The sequence below is a fragment of the Chitiniphilus purpureus genome, from assembly GCF_025642115.1.
Taxonomy (GTDB): Bacteria; Pseudomonadota; Gammaproteobacteria; order Burkholderiales; family Chitinibacteraceae; genus Chitiniphilus; species Chitiniphilus purpureus.
Genome location: NZ_CP106753.1, coordinates 1,746,950 through 1,763,445 on the forward strand (window position 1 = coordinate 1,746,950; position 16,496 = coordinate 1,763,445).

General features: G+C 59.7%; 16 protein-coding genes. 8 read left to right on the plus strand and 8 right to left on the minus strand.

Annotated features, from left to right (window positions below):
- Nucleotides 1-13: 13 nt before the first annotated feature.
- The 7 genes from N8I74_RS08100 to N8I74_RS08130 all read right to left on the minus strand — a co-directional run bounded on the left by N8I74_RS08100 (nucleotide 14) and on the right by N8I74_RS08130 (nucleotide 10,108).
- Nucleotides 14-2,905: a T6SS effector BTH_I2691 family protein gene (locus N8I74_RS08100; RefSeq protein WP_263126381.1), complete on the minus strand. Its 2,892-nt coding sequence runs from the start codon at nucleotides 2,903-2,905 to the stop codon at nucleotides 14-16.
- Nucleotides 2,902-3,873, minus strand: a complete 972-nt coding sequence (locus N8I74_RS08105; protein WP_263126383.1) for a DUF4123 domain-containing protein — start codon at nucleotides 3,871-3,873, stop codon at nucleotides 2,902-2,904. The genes N8I74_RS08100 and N8I74_RS08105 overlap by 4 nt, the downstream gene beginning before the upstream one ends.
- Nucleotides 3,874-3,876: 3 nt before the next feature.
- Complete coding sequence (locus tag N8I74_RS08110; RefSeq protein WP_263126384.1) at nucleotides 3,877-6,501, minus strand: type VI secretion system Vgr family protein; 2,625 nt, start codon at nucleotides 6,499-6,501, stop codon at nucleotides 3,877-3,879.
- Between the two features lie 117 nt (nucleotides 6,502-6,618).
- The gene (locus tag N8I74_RS08115; RefSeq protein WP_263126385.1) at nucleotides 6,619-6,954 is read right to left on the minus strand and encodes a hypothetical protein; all 336 of its coding nucleotides are present in this window, start codon (nucleotides 6,952-6,954) and stop codon (nucleotides 6,619-6,621) included.
- Nucleotides 6,955-6,959: 5 nt separating this feature from the next.
- Nucleotides 6,960-7,436: a hypothetical protein gene (locus N8I74_RS08120; protein WP_263126387.1), complete on the minus strand. Its 477-nt coding sequence runs from the start codon at nucleotides 7,434-7,436 to the stop codon at nucleotides 6,960-6,962.
- 10 nt (nucleotides 7,437-7,446) lie between these two features.
- Nucleotides 7,447-7,710 (minus strand): helix-turn-helix transcriptional regulator, encoded by a 264-nt coding sequence (locus N8I74_RS08125; RefSeq protein ID WP_263126388.1) that lies wholly within the window; start codon nucleotides 7,708-7,710, stop codon nucleotides 7,447-7,449.
- A 115-nt stretch (nucleotides 7,711-7,825) separates the two neighbouring features.
- Nucleotides 7,826-10,108, minus strand: a complete 2,283-nt coding sequence (locus N8I74_RS08130; RefSeq protein WP_263126389.1) for a hypothetical protein — start codon at nucleotides 10,106-10,108, stop codon at nucleotides 7,826-7,828.
- 257 nt (nucleotides 10,109-10,365) lie between these two features.
- On the opposite strand from N8I74_RS08130, the gene N8I74_RS08135 reads away from it, so the two are divergent.
- The 8 genes from N8I74_RS08135 (at nucleotide 10,366) to N8I74_RS08170 (ending at nucleotide 15,707) form a co-directional block, all read left to right on the plus strand.
- The gene (locus tag N8I74_RS08135; RefSeq protein ID WP_263126390.1) at nucleotides 10,366-10,557 is read left to right on the plus strand and encodes a hypothetical protein; all 192 of its coding nucleotides are present in this window, start codon (nucleotides 10,366-10,368) and stop codon (nucleotides 10,555-10,557) included.
- Nucleotides 10,557-11,018 (plus strand): DUF2924 domain-containing protein, encoded by a 462-nt coding sequence (locus N8I74_RS08140; RefSeq protein ID WP_263126391.1) that lies wholly within the window; start codon nucleotides 10,557-10,559, stop codon nucleotides 11,016-11,018. Before N8I74_RS08135 ends, N8I74_RS08140 begins: the two co-directional genes overlap by 1 nt.
- Nucleotides 11,005-12,393 carry a recombinase family protein gene (locus tag N8I74_RS08145; protein WP_263126393.1) on the plus strand — a complete coding sequence of 463 codons (1,389 nt, stop codon included), beginning with the start codon at nucleotides 11,005-11,007 and terminating at the stop codon, nucleotides 12,391-12,393. Before N8I74_RS08140 ends, N8I74_RS08145 begins: the two co-directional genes overlap by 14 nt.
- On the plus strand, nucleotides 12,393-12,764 hold the full coding sequence (locus tag N8I74_RS08150; protein ID WP_263126394.1) for a site-specific recombinase resolvase: 372 nt from the start codon (nucleotides 12,393-12,395) through the stop codon (nucleotides 12,762-12,764). The genes N8I74_RS08145 and N8I74_RS08150 overlap by 1 nt, the downstream gene beginning before the upstream one ends.
- Nucleotides 12,761-13,240 carry a hypothetical protein gene (locus N8I74_RS08155; protein ID WP_263126395.1) on the plus strand — a complete coding sequence of 160 codons (480 nt, stop codon included), beginning with the start codon at nucleotides 12,761-12,763 and terminating at the stop codon, nucleotides 13,238-13,240. Before N8I74_RS08150 ends, N8I74_RS08155 begins: the two co-directional genes overlap by 4 nt.
- A gap of 299 nt (nucleotides 13,241-13,539) precedes the next feature.
- Nucleotides 13,540-14,391, plus strand: a complete 852-nt coding sequence (locus N8I74_RS08160) for a PAS domain-containing protein (RefSeq protein ID WP_263126396.1) — start codon at nucleotides 13,540-13,542, stop codon at nucleotides 14,389-14,391.
- Nucleotides 14,392-14,422: 31 nt separating this feature from the next.
- A complete protein-coding gene (locus tag N8I74_RS08165) occupies nucleotides 14,423-14,734 on the plus strand; it encodes a YunC family protein (protein WP_263126397.1) in 312 nt (103 codons plus the stop codon).
- A gap of 28 nt (nucleotides 14,735-14,762) precedes the next feature.
- Nucleotides 14,763-15,707, plus strand: a complete 945-nt coding sequence (locus N8I74_RS08170; RefSeq protein ID WP_263126398.1) for a sensor histidine kinase — start codon at nucleotides 14,763-14,765, stop codon at nucleotides 15,705-15,707.
- On the opposite strand, the gene N8I74_RS08175 is transcribed toward N8I74_RS08170, so the two are convergent.
- Nucleotides 15,676-16,335: a response regulator gene (locus N8I74_RS08175; RefSeq protein ID WP_263126399.1), complete on the minus strand. Its 660-nt coding sequence runs from the start codon at nucleotides 16,333-16,335 to the stop codon at nucleotides 15,676-15,678. The genes N8I74_RS08170 and N8I74_RS08175 overlap by 32 nt on opposite strands.
- Between the last annotated feature and the right edge of the window lie 161 nt (nucleotides 16,336-16,496).

Below are 16,496 nucleotides of genomic sequence, written 5' to 3' on the forward strand. Positions count from 1 at the left end.
TCTACTCCTCAAGTTACGGACGGGGAGGATATGAGCCAGCGTTGGTCGGGCTTCCCGCGCTTGGCATTCCGTAGGGGCGATGCGTTGGTGCTTGCGCAGGTTTAGGAGCCTCTATGCCAAACACCGACTTAAGCAAGACGTCGTCCTGTTTGTTCACTGTTTTGAACGCTCCGGGTTCCTTTCGCTTGATGCCAAATGGTGTCAATTCCAACCATTCTTGCAATGCATCGTCGGTGAGCCAAATGATCGCAAAATGGACGACGATTGTGCCTACTGTGACCCACGCGCCGATGGTCATACCCAGTACACGGAAGCCCACGATAACTGCGGCTTTTTTGCCGAGTTGCTCTACCGCGACGCCCGCTGCAACGCGGCCAGTCATGCGGTACACAAGAGGCGCTGCGTAGCCAATCGCGCCAAAGATGGTTGAAGCACCGCTGACTAGCCCTAAAATAGCCTTCAACCAATACAGATTGCTGAGCCCATAGAGGCCTTTTCGTCTTTTATCAAGACCAGTAAACACATCGACTATTCCAACCACCGTCGAAGTCACCCCCGACAACATACCGCCGTAAAATTTCAGCTTCTGGTAGGTCCAGGACGTGTCGCTGAATAGCGCCTTCGCTGCCACCGAGCTGATATCCAGCATGGAGGCTGCGATGGTAGCCCCGGACGCCGCCAGCGCGAAGATGGATTTGGCATCGCCCTTGGCTTGTGCGTCGCGCGCCAGCTTCGCGAAGTTCAGCGCTTCGAGCACGCCAACGATGGCGGCAAGGCGAGCGTCTTTCAGTACGGATGCGTTCTTGGAATCTTTCCTGAGTGCAGCCCACTGGGCCTGGATCGCCTTGGCCTGCTCGGAAGGGCGCAGTAGCAGCTTCTCCGGGGTATCCGCCTCCTTGAGCTGTTGCAGGATGTCTGCCCGAACAAAGCGTTCGTGCTTGATCTCGGTCTCGATAAGCTTGCGCACATCCTCAGGGTCGACCATCGCGCGCACCAGGAACATGTGCTTGATGATCTTCTCACCCAGCAAGTCCCCCGCCTTGTCCAACTTGAATTGCTTGAAGATGGCGTCGCCGGCTGTGATTACCTTGGAATCAAGATTGCGCGTGTTGACGCTCTTCAGCGGCACGCCAAAGGCTTTGCCGCCATCCTTGGCTTTCTGATTGGTGTTGAAGACCGATTGCGCCTTCTTGTAGGTGTCGGCAAATCGCTGCAGATTTTTCAGGTTGGCAAGTGCGAATTCGTAGGCACGCTCGGACATGGGCGTGTTCATCTTCGCCAATTGCAGAACCTGATCGACCTCTTCGACCGCGGCTTTCTGATTGAGTGCAATGGAGCGCCACAGCAGGTTGCCTTTGATGCTGGCCTTGGCTTCTTCCACCCAGGCATCGAGTTTCTTTTGGCCGCTTTTACTGGAGCCGATTCCGAACAGGCAATGGTCAACCTGATCATCGAAGGCGACACCATCTTCAATGTTGCTGTCGTGGTAGTCCTCGAACGTGTCGATCAGCAGTGGTGCTTCCAGCCAGGCGATCAGGTCCATCGTACGCTGATCGATCAGCATATCGCCTGCGGCCTGGATCTGTTCGTACTGCGCTCGGAACGCATTGATGCGGGACCGGTCCAGCTTGGGCTCGTAGCGGCTCCAGCTGCGTTCCCGGCTGGTATTGACGTAGTCATCGATTCGCTGCGGGCGTTGCGCCACGAATTGATTTACTTCCTGTTCAAGTTCGGCAATCTTGCGGCTGCGTTCCGGCTCCCGGTAGCTCAGGTGACAGGCATTGAGCGTTTGCGCGTAGTGCATCGGTACTTGCTGTGCAGCCCACCGCTGCCGGATGCTGAGCACCTGCAGCTCCTGAGTGCGGTCAGGCTCCTTCTTCAGCAGGGCTGCCTGGCGACGCTGCGCTTCCGTGGCCGGGTCGTACCAGTTGGCCGCATTGCTCTTCATCTCTTCAGCGGTCTTGCGAGTGCGGTCGCCAGCGTAGTTCTTCTGGTTCAGTTCCAGCGTATCGATGTTGTTGAGCGCATGGATCTCCAGCGCGCGCTCATCGAAATACTGCTGTAGCCGGCCTGCCGCTTCGTTGCGATAGCCATTCAACTCGTGGGTAATCCCGATCGCGTCATGCACGGCCAGCAGCATCGGCGGATGAAAGCCCCCAGCCTTCTTGGCCCCACGCAATTGCATGGCCTTGATGGTGTTGCCCTGCCTGCCCTGCCGGATGAACCAAGGCTCACGCGTGCTCTGTGCCTTGAGCAATGGCGCCTTGTAGGTGCCATCCGGTTCGCTGATGGGTTCGACCGTGGTCTTGAATGGCAGCTGCGTTTCCTTGAACTTGGGTGCGTACTCCAAGACCTCGCTCAGGCTGGCCTGCGTTGCAACAGTGGCGTGCTCGGCTTTGCTGCTGTTGATCCATTGCGCGGGTTCGATGGCCTGGAAACGCTTGGGCCGAAGGCTGGCGTCCGCAGCATAGCGATCCAGCGTTTCTTTGCTCCACTTGTGATCGCTGAACGCCACCCAGACTTTGCCGCACTTCTCCGGCTGCTCGATGCACAGATGCTCCATCCGGTTGGCATTGTGCCCAGGGTTGTTGCAGGCAAAGCTGCTCTGGCCGTGGGCCAGTGGCGCACTGGGCTGTTTCCACAGCTCGCCGTTGGCGGTGACGCTGAAGCATTCCCAGTAGTTGTTGCCGCGCGGGCCTTTCTCGTAGAACAGGTAGACAAAGCCCTCGCGCAAGGTGCGAAGCGCGTAGTGGTAGTCGCCCTGTAGCTTGACACTGTTGATGTCGAGCGCGCCCTTGGCCCAGCCCGGCAGTGCCGGCGTCACGGCCTTGGGCACCACGGTATAGCGCACCGGAAGAATGGGCAGGCCAGTCGCTTGGCAGTATTTGCAGGGTGGGGCGGTCATGTCGGGCTGTGATGGGGGGTGGGGGCGGCAGGCATGGCGCGGATCTGTTGCCAGTCGGCCTCGGTCAGGTCGGCGATCAGCGCGGTGTAGTAGTCGTCCGGCGCCCTCTGGGTCAGGCGCGCGCGGATGACCGGATGGCTGTCGAATGCGGGATGGAGGGTCAGGGCATGTCGTGCAAAGTGGCTCAGGTCGTGCGCATCGCCAAAGCCCAGTGCGGCGGCGCGGCGCAAGGCCGGCAGCGCGGCCTGCCGGGCTGGTGCATACGAGGCATCGTCCAGCAACCCGGCTTCGCGCAGAGCGAGCAGCGCCAGGTTGGCGGCGCCCAGCAGGTCCAGATCGGCCCATTGCGCATTGCTCCAGCCGATCCCGCCCACGGCCTGCCGGGGCGTATCGGATTGTAGCCCGCCCAACTGGCGTTCCCCGTCCAGATATAGCCAGGATGAGCACGGCCCCAGCAGCAGCATCCGCTGCGGAGCGGTCAGGATCAGGTCCAGCGCTGCCGTCACCGCAGGGTCGAACAGCCGCAGCAAGGTGCGGCGCCCGTCGGGCCGGGTCTGTACGCACAATGCCCCCAGGTGCCGGGCCACTTGCGCCAGCGTAAATGGCGTGCTCAGCCAGCCGCAGATGCGCCGCCCTTCGCCGCGGGCTAGCCGTTGTGGTTGGTTCTCCGCCCAGGCCTCGGCCACGCTGGCCCGTAGCACGGCCACGCCAGTGGCATCGTGCAGATCCAGTTCGATCAACAAGGGGATCAGCGCCGGATCGACCTCGCGCTCGCGGATGCCGATCGGCAGCCAGGGGCCGTTTTCCAGGGCCGCGGCCAGCGGGTCGCCCGGCAGCGGCGGGCGCAGTGCCGGATCGAGCAGCAGCAGTGCCCGGCCGGATTGCTGGTGCAGCAGCGGCAGCAGTGCATCAGCAAAAGCCGGTGCATCGCTGCAGGACAGCGGTGGGCAGATCAGGCTGGCAGACATGATTTATCCCAGCGTGACCGTGGCGCTTTGCATTGCCGCCGCGGCCTTGATTTCGGGTTCGCAACCGTTGGCCGCCTTGAACGTACGCGGCGGGGCATCCAGACTCGTGGGCCCATCAAAGTGATAGCTGCTGGCCTTGATGCTGATCTGCCCCGGGGCGTGCAGCTCGATCCGGCCGTCACGCATCCGGATGTAGGCCCCGCCGCTATTGAGCAGCATCTCCTCCTTGGCCACGCCTTCCAGTTTCTGCTGGTTGGCGTGCACCCGCACATTCTTGTCCCCTACGATCTCCACATCGCCCGACTGCGCGTGCAGCTGCGCATGCCCCTTCGCGGTGATCAGCTTCAGGTTCACCTTGTCCGCCACCCCTTGCACGAACAGGCTGATCTTGCTGCCCACGTTGTGAATCCAGCGGCGTGCGGTGGTCTGCTGGGTGTCACGCTGGCTGATGGTGTCCAGGTTCTGCCCGCTGTTGAGCACCAGTTCGTTGGCGGTGGTCAGCGCGATGCCGGCCGGGGCGCTGGCGAGCAGGATGGGCTGTTGGCCGGGCTGGTCCTGCGCGGTCTTGCCCTGCGCGTCGGTGTTGCTGCCGGCCTCCCAGGCCTGGAGCGCTTCGTTCAGGTGGTCCAGGTGGCCTTGGCGGGCTGGCCGTTGTTGCGCACCCTCGCTATCCAGCAGGGTCGGGCCGATCTCGGCCGGGTCGGCCCGCTGGTGCTGCGCGGTGTCGGACAGCGTCTGCGCCAGCTGTTGCGCGGCGTCGAGCTGGCTTTGTGCCTGTTCGCGGTCCAGCTGTTGGCCGGCGGCGCCGGGCTGGGCCTCGGTGCTGAGCAGCAGGCCCTGGGCGGCGCGCAGCGCCCCGGCGTGGTCGGTGCGCAGCTCGAAGCCCTCGCCGCGCGGCTCGGCCTTGCCGTCCGTGCGCGGGTGGGCCAGGTAGCCCTGGTTGAGCTGGGTCTTGCCGTGTTCGGACGAGAGCTTGGCGCGGATCTGCTGCGCAGTGTCGTCGAACAGCAGTTCGTTGTAGCGGGTGGCGCCGAATTCCTGGCTCTTGATGCCGGAGAGGGTGTGGTTGGCCGGCAGGCTGCCGGCGCCGGAGAAGGCGGGCGGCAGGTGGCTGCCATTGCCGATCACCCCGGCCACCAGGGGGCGGTCGATATCGTTTTCCACATATAAAACAAGCACTTCCTGCCCGATGCGCGGGATGAACTGGTGGCCCCACTGCGCCCCGGCGCTGGGGTAGGCCACGCGTACCCAGCAGGACGAGCGCTCGTCCAGGTTGGCGCCGAAGTCCGGGTGCTCCTGGCCGCGCTGCCAGTGGAACTGCACCTTGATCCGGCCGTATGGATCGGTATGTACTTCCTGGCCGGCCGGGCCGACCACGGTGGCGGTCTGCATCCCCGGGGCGGTGGGCTTGGCGTGTTCGGTGTGGCTGTAGGCCGGCGGCAGCGGGATGCCGCGGCGCTGGGCGTCGAATTCGACCTGGAACGGCGCGGCGTCGGTCGTGGATTCGCCCAGTTGGGCGGCCAAGTCCCCCGGCAGGTTGTTGCGGGCGCGGAAGGTGAGCCGGGTGGCGACGAACTCGCGCTGCTCGGGCGCATCGGCGTCGTGGTGCGGATGCTCGCGCAGCTGGAACCACTCGCCCACCCGCAGGTTGCGGACGGTGCCGCTGCCGGTAAACCCCTTCTTCTGCGCATCCCGCGCCTGCTGGCGCAGCCGGGCATAGCGGGCCAGCTCGCCGTCGTCGCCGGCGTAGTACAGCGCCTGGGCGTCGTAGTCCTCCAACGTGCGCTCGGCCTGGGCGCCGCCTTCGCCCTGGTCGATCACCGTGCCGTCCTGGGCGTGCAGGGTGGCCACCGGCTTGTAGTCGAAGCTGGCCAGCGCCACGCGGCCCGACCCCAGCTGGCGGGTGCTGGTCCAGCCGGTGAGGCTGTCCTCGGCCTCGGTGGCATCGGCCCGATGAAAGCGCACCGCCCCGGGTGCGGCCTGCGGCAGCGCATAGGGGTCGTCGAACGCCAGCAGCGTCACCTTGGGCGTGTCGCCGGCTTCGTGGACGAAGGTGTAGGCCAGACCCTCCTCGGCCAGGATTCTGGAAACAAAGGCCAGATCACTCTCCCGGTACTGCAGACAGTAGGAGCGGGGGGCGTACTCGGCCTTGAGGTCGAAGCGGACAGCGAAGGGGGCGCCGAACACCGGGTTGGCGGCGAGGTGCTCGTCCAGCACCGCCTTGACGATGTCCGGCACGGTCATGTCCTGGAACACCCGGCTGGTGCGGCGATGCGCCAGCAAGGCCAGCGGCGGTTCGAGGGTGAGCGCATAGCGGGCGAAGCCGCCGTTGGACGGCAACGCCTCGGCGCGGGTGACCACGCCGCAGCGCACCACCTCGGCGCCGTCGGCGGTCAGCAGGGCCAGCTGGGCCGGCAGGCCGAGGAGGGACTTGAGTTCCAGATCGACCGACGGCGACAGGCATTCGACGCGGTAGCGGTAGGGCTGGGACAGCGCCTCCTCGCCTTGGACCGCCTGCGGCAGCAGCGTCTCGCCCCAATACGACCCATCGCCCAACTGCAGCGAGACCAGCCGCTGCCCCTGGGAGAAGGCCGAGGCGAATGAGGACAGCAGGGCGGTAAGATCCATGGGGAGATTGAGGTTGGGTGTCAGAAACTTCCGATGCTAATTGCATCGATCAGCCTACGGCAAGCGTCAGCAGAGAAGATTGCGCTGGTCGGCGGCCAGCGGTAGACAACCTCGGCCTCACCTATCTATGCTCCGCCGACATGAGCGGATCAGGGTCCGCGACCGATACAGGACGCAATGCTTCAACGGCTCACGCAAACGGTGCATCTGGCCGGTTATGCACTGGAAGAAACGGATTGGCATGGGTTCCAGGGCGTCGCGGCGTTGACCAAGTGCCAGCAATTCCACATTGACCAGCTGGATAGCAAAAGCCAGCTCATCCACGGTGGCGGCATCGAGCGGAACAACGACATCGTGGCTGTCCGCGCGGCGATACCGAATTTCGTCAGGAAGGTGATTGCTGTAGATGGACGGCAGAAGTTGACGCAACAAAGCGATGAGATCGGTACTCATGGTCATTACTCCGAATCGATGGAAAGGGTGAAAGACGGTTTGCCGGAATCCACGGTGCGGGCAGCGGCGAACTGCTGTTGCAGGGCCGGAGGCCAGTTCGTGTAGCGGGATTCGGGGACGGACAACTTGATGTCGAGGTAGCCCTCGACCTTCTCGCCTGAGGCGACGATGCTTGCAGCGATCTCAGCCAGTTGCTTCTGATCCCAGCTGACCTTCTTGGGCAGCTCAAACTTGAGATGCAGCGGGCCATCGCTGATATGGGCGGTGCCGAAATCGCGGCCGGATTCACGCAGCGCGGCGCGGGCCTGTTCGCCGTAGGCAGCGTCGAGCGCCGCATCGAACTTGGTGCGGGCCTGCTTGAGCCAGTCGATAGCGGCATCAAGGTTCTCGCCGATCTCGTGCTTTTGCACGGGCGGCAACGCGGCCAGCTGGGTCACGGACATCTCGGCGATGTCGGCGGGGAAGAGGGTCAGATCGCTCATCGCCATCCCCTCATTGATACGCACGTGCGGAAGTCGAGTAACGCGAGACGCGGCGCTCGAAGGCTTCGATTTCGGAGATCAGGTAGGTGACGCGCGCGCCGAGCTTGCAGAAGACCGGACCGAGTTGTTCCTGTCGCCAGCGACGTAGGGTTTTGACAGAGAGGCCCCAGCGGGTGGCCAGCTCATTTTCGTTGAGGGCGATGCGGGTGGCCGTATCCGGGAGAGGCCGGGTAGCCTTCCGACCGGATTGAACAGAGGGGACTTGTTTTTGCATTGGGAGCACTCCTTTTGTTGAAGTGCTCCTATTTCCTCGCATCTCGGGTTGCGATATTTCGCAATGATCCCGCTGAAATTACGCAGAAATCACAACATATTGATTTATATGGAGTTTACGGTTTTTCCGTTGCGATCTGGGCGCGATCAATGACGTCCTTGGCGTTATCGGCAGCTGGCTGCTGGTAATCGGGCTGGCCGATGTTGAGTTCCCAAACGCGCGGTTTGATATTGCCGTCGGCACCTCGGATGTAGTTGGTCCACTCTGGTGCGCCTCGGAAAAACTCGTTCAAGCCGCGGATAGTCGTACCTGCTGCCGCTTCCAGTTGTAATTTGCGGCACTTCTTTTTGCCTGACGTCCATGCCGCCACGAGCACGTCGACTACGTCGATCCATTCCTTCTTTGTGAGCGGCCATGGATCTGGCCAGGGACCGACCAGCAGCGCATTGCGTGCGTCATCCTTCATCAAGCGTGGGGTAGCTACGGTAGCGGCAGCGTTTTGCCGGCGGCGGATTTCACCCTCGGCACGCGACAACTCAAGCCTGATCTCACCCTCATCATCAACGAGCAGGCTGTGCAATGGCACGACGATGCCCGGGCCGAGAAAGCGGCGATGAGAATCGGTGGTCGTAGTCAGGACGAGTGCCAGACCAAGATTGGATTGGCGTAGCTGCGCATCCATCTTGTCGGCATGTCTGGAATCCCATAAACCGGACACCAGGGCAACAGGGAGCCGCTGATCGCCCATTCGGTAGTTGCCGAGAATGAATGGCTCGTGTTCGTCGCACGTGAGAGGTTTGTCGATCAGTTGATCCCTAAGCAGCAAGTTGAGCCGCTCCCGCAGATACGACGTGTCGACTCCGTATCGGCACAGATCCCCTTCGGTCAGATCAAAGCACTTCCCGCTCAGCTCGTCCTGCGCCCACGTGCTCGTACTGTTTGAGTGCACCTTGAGCCGCCGGAAGCCGGATTGACCGTCGTAATCGTCCACCGGCACGGTGATGTAGTCGCCCAACAGGTTCTTCTTCTTTAGCAGGCCTTTGGCAACGAGATCGGTAGTGGGCAATTGCAGCATGGCCAGCAGATGACCGTCGATCTCATGCAGAGCCAGATCAAGCAGTTTCATTTCCGCGTGGAACATTGCGACATTTGCCCCGACTTTGGCAGGTTCAACGCGCTTCATCACACCCAGCGAGGTCAGGAGCTCCTCGCCGCATCGGCGTAGTCGCGGATGGGGCAGCGTAAACAGATTGCATGACCCCCGCTGTCCAAGCGTGATGTCCAACGCTCGTGTTTCGGACTCGCCGTCGAATCGCACGACGAATGACAGCGCCACGTCTTGGATTGAACGACAGGCGGTGATCGGGTTGTGTTCGCCGAATTGGTCACTGGCGACCCGCCAGATATCGTCGTTGCTGGCCAGGGTCAGGTTAATGCTGTGCCGGGTATGACCCAAGGTCATGTTCAACGACGAAATCCAGGCATCCACCACGATCACGCCGGTAGCCTTGGCGGCTTTCAGATCAACTGGTTGCTTGAATAGGGCCAGCTCATAGCTGACCGCGTCCACCGGGTGCTTTGAGAGCGGCTTGTCGAAGCCGATCAATGAAAACCGATCGGCCAGTTGCCTCGCTGTACTCTGCCGGCGGGAAAGGACATGGACTTTGTTCTCGGCAGGGTCGTAGACCAGGGTCGCTTCAAGTGCCGGGATATAGAGCAGCAGATCGCGTCGTCGCTCCTTCATCTGGCGCAAGGTGCGCATCTGTCCAGGGTGATAGACGACGAGGTAGTGGAACCTGCGTTTGCAAGCTCCAATGCCATCTTCCATTTCAAAATGGATGATTTCGCAGCTTGCCTTGGCGTCGTCGTCCAATTCCAGAATCTCGCTCACGCCCTCGTGGAGTTTCTGCGCAACTTCCTCTGTCCAGACGAAATCACGGCCATCACCATCCAGCACGTTGAAGCTCATGAACTTCCTGTGCCCATGAAAATGGTGGGTCAGGTAGATGGTTTCGATCTGATCGAAGATTTCTGGCGCCTTGACCCTTACCCAGATCAATCGGGTCATTGCATCGGCGGTACGATCAAATGTATCGAGTTCGGGGTGCCCCTTGAACTCGATAGACGAGTAGGCGTGTTCGAGCATTTCCTCGGTGCGGAATTGTGCTAGTTGCAGGAGGCGTACAGCTTCCTCGTCTGCGATGGTAATGGCTGCCGGTCTGACGGACGGCAGTGCCTTGATCAACGCGGACCGGGCGACATTCTCGGGTTGCGACGCATCCAATATGCTGAGGAAGGCGAACTGATCGACTTTGGAAAGCAGCGCGATGGCGGGCAGCGTTGCAGATTCAATCAACTCGACGAGGTGTTTGCTGTTCTTGAGGGAGTTCTTAGCCACTTTATTACTCCTTTGAACAAGGCTGTTGCCTACCTCCGATGAAGCGGCAACGTCGCCAGCGCTACGACGATCACGCGATACGCCCCTCCCGAAATTTTGTTTTTCTGCCTTATATTCATTATAAATTCTTTCGAGAATCGTAATCAACATTGTCTTGCTTATGCTGCTTTGCAAGACAAGGTGTTTACCCTGTATGGCCATCCATTTGGGAGGATTGCGATCACTATCGGTGACGGTTGCTATTCCCCGGAGCCGTGATGAAGAACCTTGAACTTGCATCTTCTTTAGAGATGAACGCCCGCGCCCGCGCCGCTGAAATCGCCGCCATTCTTGCGGCCACCATCACCCGGGCGCTCGTTGCAGAAGCGTCAAAACAGAGAGAGGCCGGACTTGGCTTCTTGCCCGACCAGCGCGTTCATTCAACTCCCTATCAACAGGAAACGTTGTGATGAACGACAAACATATCTCTGTCGCCGCACGGCTTGCGGCGTTGCCCAGTCTGCCCATGGCCGAACTCTGGCAGGTATGGGACCAGTATTTCGGTCGCCGTCCTGTCAATCCCAATCGCGCCTTTATCGAATCCCGCATCGCTTACAAGATCCAGGAAGAAGCGTTTGGTGGCCTGTCGCATAGCACGCGCCAGCGGCTGGAGGCCATTGGCGCCAAGCATTCCAAGATCAAGCTGCGGGCACGCCCGCGAGACATTAGCTTTGCACCCGGTACCGTCCTGCTGCGGGAGTGGGGCGAGCGTACACACAAGGTGGTCGTCACCGCTGAGGGATTGTTCGAGTACGAGGGCAACACCTTCAAGAGCCTGACCGCAGTGGCCCGGCAGATTACCGGTACGCATTGGTCGGGGCCGTTGTTCTTCGGCCTGAACGGGAAGGAGGGGCGCGATGAGCAACGCTAGCCAGATCGCTTCGGCCAAAGCGCGCAAACGCTGTGCGGTCTACTGTCGGGTGTCTTCGGATGAGCGCCTCGATCAGGAATTCAACTCCATCGATGCACAGAAGGAGGCAGGGCATGCCTTTGTCGCCAGCCAGCGTGCCGAGGGCTGGATCCCGGTGGCCGATGACTACGACGACCCGGGTTTTTCGGGTGGCAACACCGACCGGCCTGGGCTGAAACGTCTGCTGGCGGACATTGAGCGCGGCCAGATCGATACGGTGGTGGTCTACAAGATCGACCGCTTGACACGCAGCCTGGCCGACTTCTCGAAGATGGTCGAGGTGTTCGAACGGCATGGTGTGTCTTTCGTGTCGGTCACACAGCAGTTCAACACCACCACCTCAATGGGACGGCTGATGCTGAACGTGCTGCTGTCCTTTGCCCAATTCGAGCGTGAGGTCACCGGCGAGCGCATCCGTGACAAGATCGCCGCAGCCAAGCGCAAGGGATTGTGGATGGGCGGGATACCGCCCCTGGGCTACGACGTCGAGAATCGCCTGCTGGTGATCAACGAAACCGAAGCGGCCGTGGTGCGGCGCATCTTCGAGGAGATGCTCACCATCGGCTCACCTACGCAGATTGCTGCCAATCTCACCGCCGAGGGCATCACCACCAAGGCCTGGATCACGCAGGCGGGACAGACGCGCTCCGGCGCGCGTATCGACAAGAAGTACCTGCACAAGCTGCTGCGCAACCGTATCTACCTCGGCGAACTGTCGCACAAGGGAACATGGTACGTCGGTGCACACCGGCCCATTATCGATTCCGAGCTATGGGGGAGGGTACATGATGTGCTGGCCAGGAATGGCCACGCCCGGTCGGTGGACACCAAGATTCGCTCGCGCACCGATGCCTTGTTGCGAGGTCTGCTGTACGCCCCCTCGGGTGAACGGATGTATCCGACCTATTCGCGCAAAAACGGCCGCCAGTACCACTACTACGTATCCAAGTCGGAAAGCCGCTTTGGTGCACCGGGCAAACGCTACGAACGCCTGCCCGCCTTGGAGATCGAGGCGGTGGTGGTTGCACAGATTCGTACCGTGCTGGCCAGTCCAGAAGCAGTCGCAGCGGTCGTAAGCCACATTCAGTGCAATGGCCCGCAGCTCGATGAAGCGGTGATCGTAATGGCGATGGGGCGCTTGAACGACATTTGGGAGCAGTTGTTTCCGGTCGAGCGCCACCGCATCGCCAATCTCATGATCGAACGCATCGACCTCATTGATACAGGTGAGGAACAGGGAATCAAGGTGAAATGGCGGGAGCTGGGCTGGAATGCGTTGATCGAGGAATTCGCACCGGGCAGTATCGGTGCCGAGCTGCTGGAGGTGGAGGCTTGATGGACCAACCGATGGCGACCTTCGTACCACTGACATTCCGCCGTCGCGGTGTCCAACGCGTGGCGAGCGGCGACCGGGACGTCCACGACGTCACTTTAATCGACGGCATGGCGCGTGCCTTCTACTGGCAGCACCTGCTGGATACTGGTGCCGTGACTAGCGGCTCAGCCATTGCGCGGGCAGAGAAACTACATCAGTCCGTGGTCAACGAACTGCTGCGCTTGACCCTGTTGGCCCCTGACATCATCGAGCAATTGATGGCGGGAAAGCAGCCGCGGCGGTTGACGCTGATGTGGTTTCAGCGGAACCGCCTACCGACACATTGGGAAGCCCAGCGGCAAATCATGAAGCGATTCGAGGGGGAGACATGAGTAAAAAGCACCGGGGTCGATTCAAGGGTGAACCAGTCACCTACCAAGTGCCGAACCCCGCCGGTGGGGTGCAGCTGGAGACGTTTGTGCCGTGGACGCTGGTGAAGCGGGGGCTCAGGAAGCAGGTGATTACACCTTTGGATGCGCCACAGGAATTCCTGGATGAGGCCCGCCGTGAATGGCAGGGACGCGAGCAGATGCAGAACACCCCCCTGATGCGGACACTTGGACTGGCGCATCACTGGCAACGCCTGCTGGATGAGGGTCGGTTCGCTTCAATGACCGAGATTGCTGCAGCTGAAGGCATCGACCTTGGGCAAGCCAGCAAGATAATTCGACTGGCACAACTGGCCCCTGACCTGATCGAAGCCATTGCTTTGGGGCAGCTCGAAGTGGGGGTCAGCCAAGTACTGCGTGGCAGATGGTCCGCATCCTGGCTGATACAACGTGAGGTGCTGGTGACTTGCGTGCGTTGACAAGTGTAGGCAGCTTGAATGCATCGAATGCTGCTGCTGCATACGGATGACACTGCCCACAGCCAAGCATTCACTGTCCGTGCGTAAGCTACCTAAGAACGAGAAGCATGGCGGCCGCAGTACGCTGCGCTGATGTGGTGCGCGAATGACGTATCACTGAGGTCTGCATAGACTACGGTGTTCTGCTGAACTTTGACGCAAGGAAATGTGCCGTTCATCGTTCAGAAATTGCAAGGGATTAAGGAAAACCCCTACTATTTTGAAAATTCTATATTTCAGGGGCTGGTCAGGGTGTGAAAATGGTTTTCAAGATCCCTGTCAACTGGCGGCGGTTGGCTTCGGTGTTTGTACCGGGCGTATTAATCGTTGCAATCAGCATCTATGTGCTAGGCTTTCGATCACCTCAACAGCCCGAACACAAAGTGCTGCCTGGCAAAGCCTTGGCGGCATACGATGATCTTTACCCAATTCGGGCAGACCACGCCGGTACTCTTTATCTAGATCGGGCACGCCTTATTAAGGCAATCGATTATTTCACGGTTAACCCGTCGCCTCGTGCCATTGCCGATCTTATTTATCTTGGCAACGCAAACAACGTAACCTTGTTGCTCGATGCAAAGTCAAAGGCCAAATACCTACGTCTAGCGGAAATACCGGATTATGCGGCCCTTGCCCGACTGGATCAGGAGCGCGACCGGATATTTCAATCCTATCGGGATATCGTGAACGGTATTGGACAGACTTTTGCGGGTACACCGATGGAATTTGTCCTCCACGATACCCGAAACCCGCTTCGATCGATTATTGCAGTCCAGAACCCGATTTCAGGTCGGCGCCTGGGCGACACGAACACCAATTTCGGCTTGCAGCTCATCAAAAACTACAGCTACGGCGAGGGAGGGCAGGGGCGCGGCGGCTCGTTTGTGAGCTACGCCCTTACTCTGAAAGATGGCCGACCGATCAAGTCCACTACTATTCCGATATTTCATGAAGTGTACGGGCTGATTGGTTTTATCTGTATTAATCTTGATATCTCTAAGCTGGACAAAGCGAATGTCAGTGAGCTGGAGCATTTTGTCGAGAATTTTAAGGCGACGATTCCAAACGACGCCATTACCGAAATGATTCAAAACAGCAAGCGTAAGAGCTGAATTTTCCACCAACCCTGCAATGGAGCCGTCAATGGACGCGGGCGCAATTCAAGATCAAATCCAAATTCACGCTGAAGCCGAGGTCGATCAGTTCGAATACCTGAACTATGGCGCACTGGCAAGGCCGTTGCTGATCATCAAAGGGAAAAAGGGATTTCTGGGCTGCGGCTATATCAACGTCGAGACCTGCAATAAGACGAGTGAAGCCTGCGCAATTGTGAGTGGCGTCAATACGTTTGACGATATGCGAAAAGCTAAGGTAGTCGCTGTATCGGTAAAGGCCCGTGAACTCGGGGTGGTTGAAGGCGAGCTAGGCGCTGCAGCGCTGGCAAAGCTGCGCTGACAAGACGTCGTCGCAACGAGTCTTGGCCGTGGATTTGGCCATCATCTTCTACACTAGTTGTGTCGTTCTGCTGACCGCCTTATTGGTCAGTCTTTTTTTGGCGGCCCGGGGTAACCAGGCCGCTATGTATTTTCTATGGGTGTGGGCCGCATTGCTGGTCACGGCGTTACCGCTGGTTACGCGCGCCAATATGATTCCCAGTGTCGCCGCGGGCCTGCTGCTTGTGTTCTTTTTCTATCTGCTCTATCTGTTCTATTTCCATCGACATGGAATGGAGGGCGCAGACACCTCGCATGAGGAGACGCGTCGCGTCCTTGCCGAAGCGAACCGCCGTATCGATGAGGAACGGCGGGCTCTGGCGCGCCGCCTCCATGACGACGTCAATCCCCGATTGCTCGTAACCAAGCAGGCGCTTCGACAGCTGGAACCGATGGTGGCTGACAATGAAAAGGCCACAGTGCTGCTGAACAATGCATTGAGCATGGTGTCCGACGCCTACACGGAAATGCGTGCAATCATTAAGAACACGCGCATTGAGGTGATCGATTCGATCGGGTTCACGGCCGCACTGGAATCCGTGGTAACCCATTACACCTCAGTCTTTGACCGACCGCTGATCACTCTTGAGCACAACTTGCCAAAGCGCCCTGCATTGCCAGAAGCAATCGCTGTCAGTGCGTTCAAGATCATTCGTGAGGCCCTGTTCAACGCGATCAAGCACTCCGGTGCCGACCATGTCCGGGTGTCGGTGCAATTCATTGAAGCCAACGATCAGTACAAGGTCGAAGTGAGCGACGACGGCATCGGCGTCAGCAGCCGTGGCGCGGACGGTGCAGCGGGCATTGGGTTGATTGACATGCGGGAACGTGCTCGCGTGTTGGGGAGCTCCCTTAAAGTGCAACCGGCCAATCCGTCGAATGCCAAGCGGCCTGGAACTTCGATCAGCTTCTCGTTTTCGGCGCGGTCGTCGTAATGCCGTAGCGGATAGCGAGCTTGGTAATGTCGGCCTGGCTCTCCACGTCCAATTTGCTTTTTGCGCTTTTCAACAGGGCACCAACGGTTTTGGTGGATAAATCCATCAGCGCGGCGATCTCGGCCTGTGAAGCGCCATCGGCCGTCAAGCTGAATGCGCGCAGCTCTTTTTCGTCGAGTAGCTTATGAGGGTTTTTGTCTTTCACCGCAACCCAGGCAAGCACCTGTGCAATCTCAGGCGAGAAAAACTCCTTCCCTTCGGCCACGGTCCGGATCGCCTCGTCAAGTACTTCAATGCGTTCATCCTTGCGTACGAAAGCCAGAACCCCGAGTTGATAAGACTTTTCGATGAGATACAGGTCGTCGAACTGCGTAAAAACGATAATTCGTGCGGTGGGGTCGAGCGCCAGTAGCTCTTCGCATACTTCCAGCCCGTTCTCGCCCGCATGTCGGCCATCGAACCGTACATCAATGACGAGGACGTCGGGTCGCACCTCAAAATAGCGATCAATCAGTCCCTCGAGCGTGTAAGCCACTTCGACAACGTCAATGTCGTAGCCCTTGAGCACGTCTTTGAAACCGGCGACCAGCAGGTGATGGTCATCCGCGAGAAAAACCCTGATCGTCAACGTCCACCGCCTCCTTGATAGCCACCAGCGGGCCGCAGTCCCCGTCTGGTAGCGCGTCCATTTGCTGTCGATATAACCAACAGTGGATTTTGACAGAAAACCCGATGGTCATCATGTCAGATGTGGCGCGATAGACTATGTCCTCATTTTTACGAGACAGT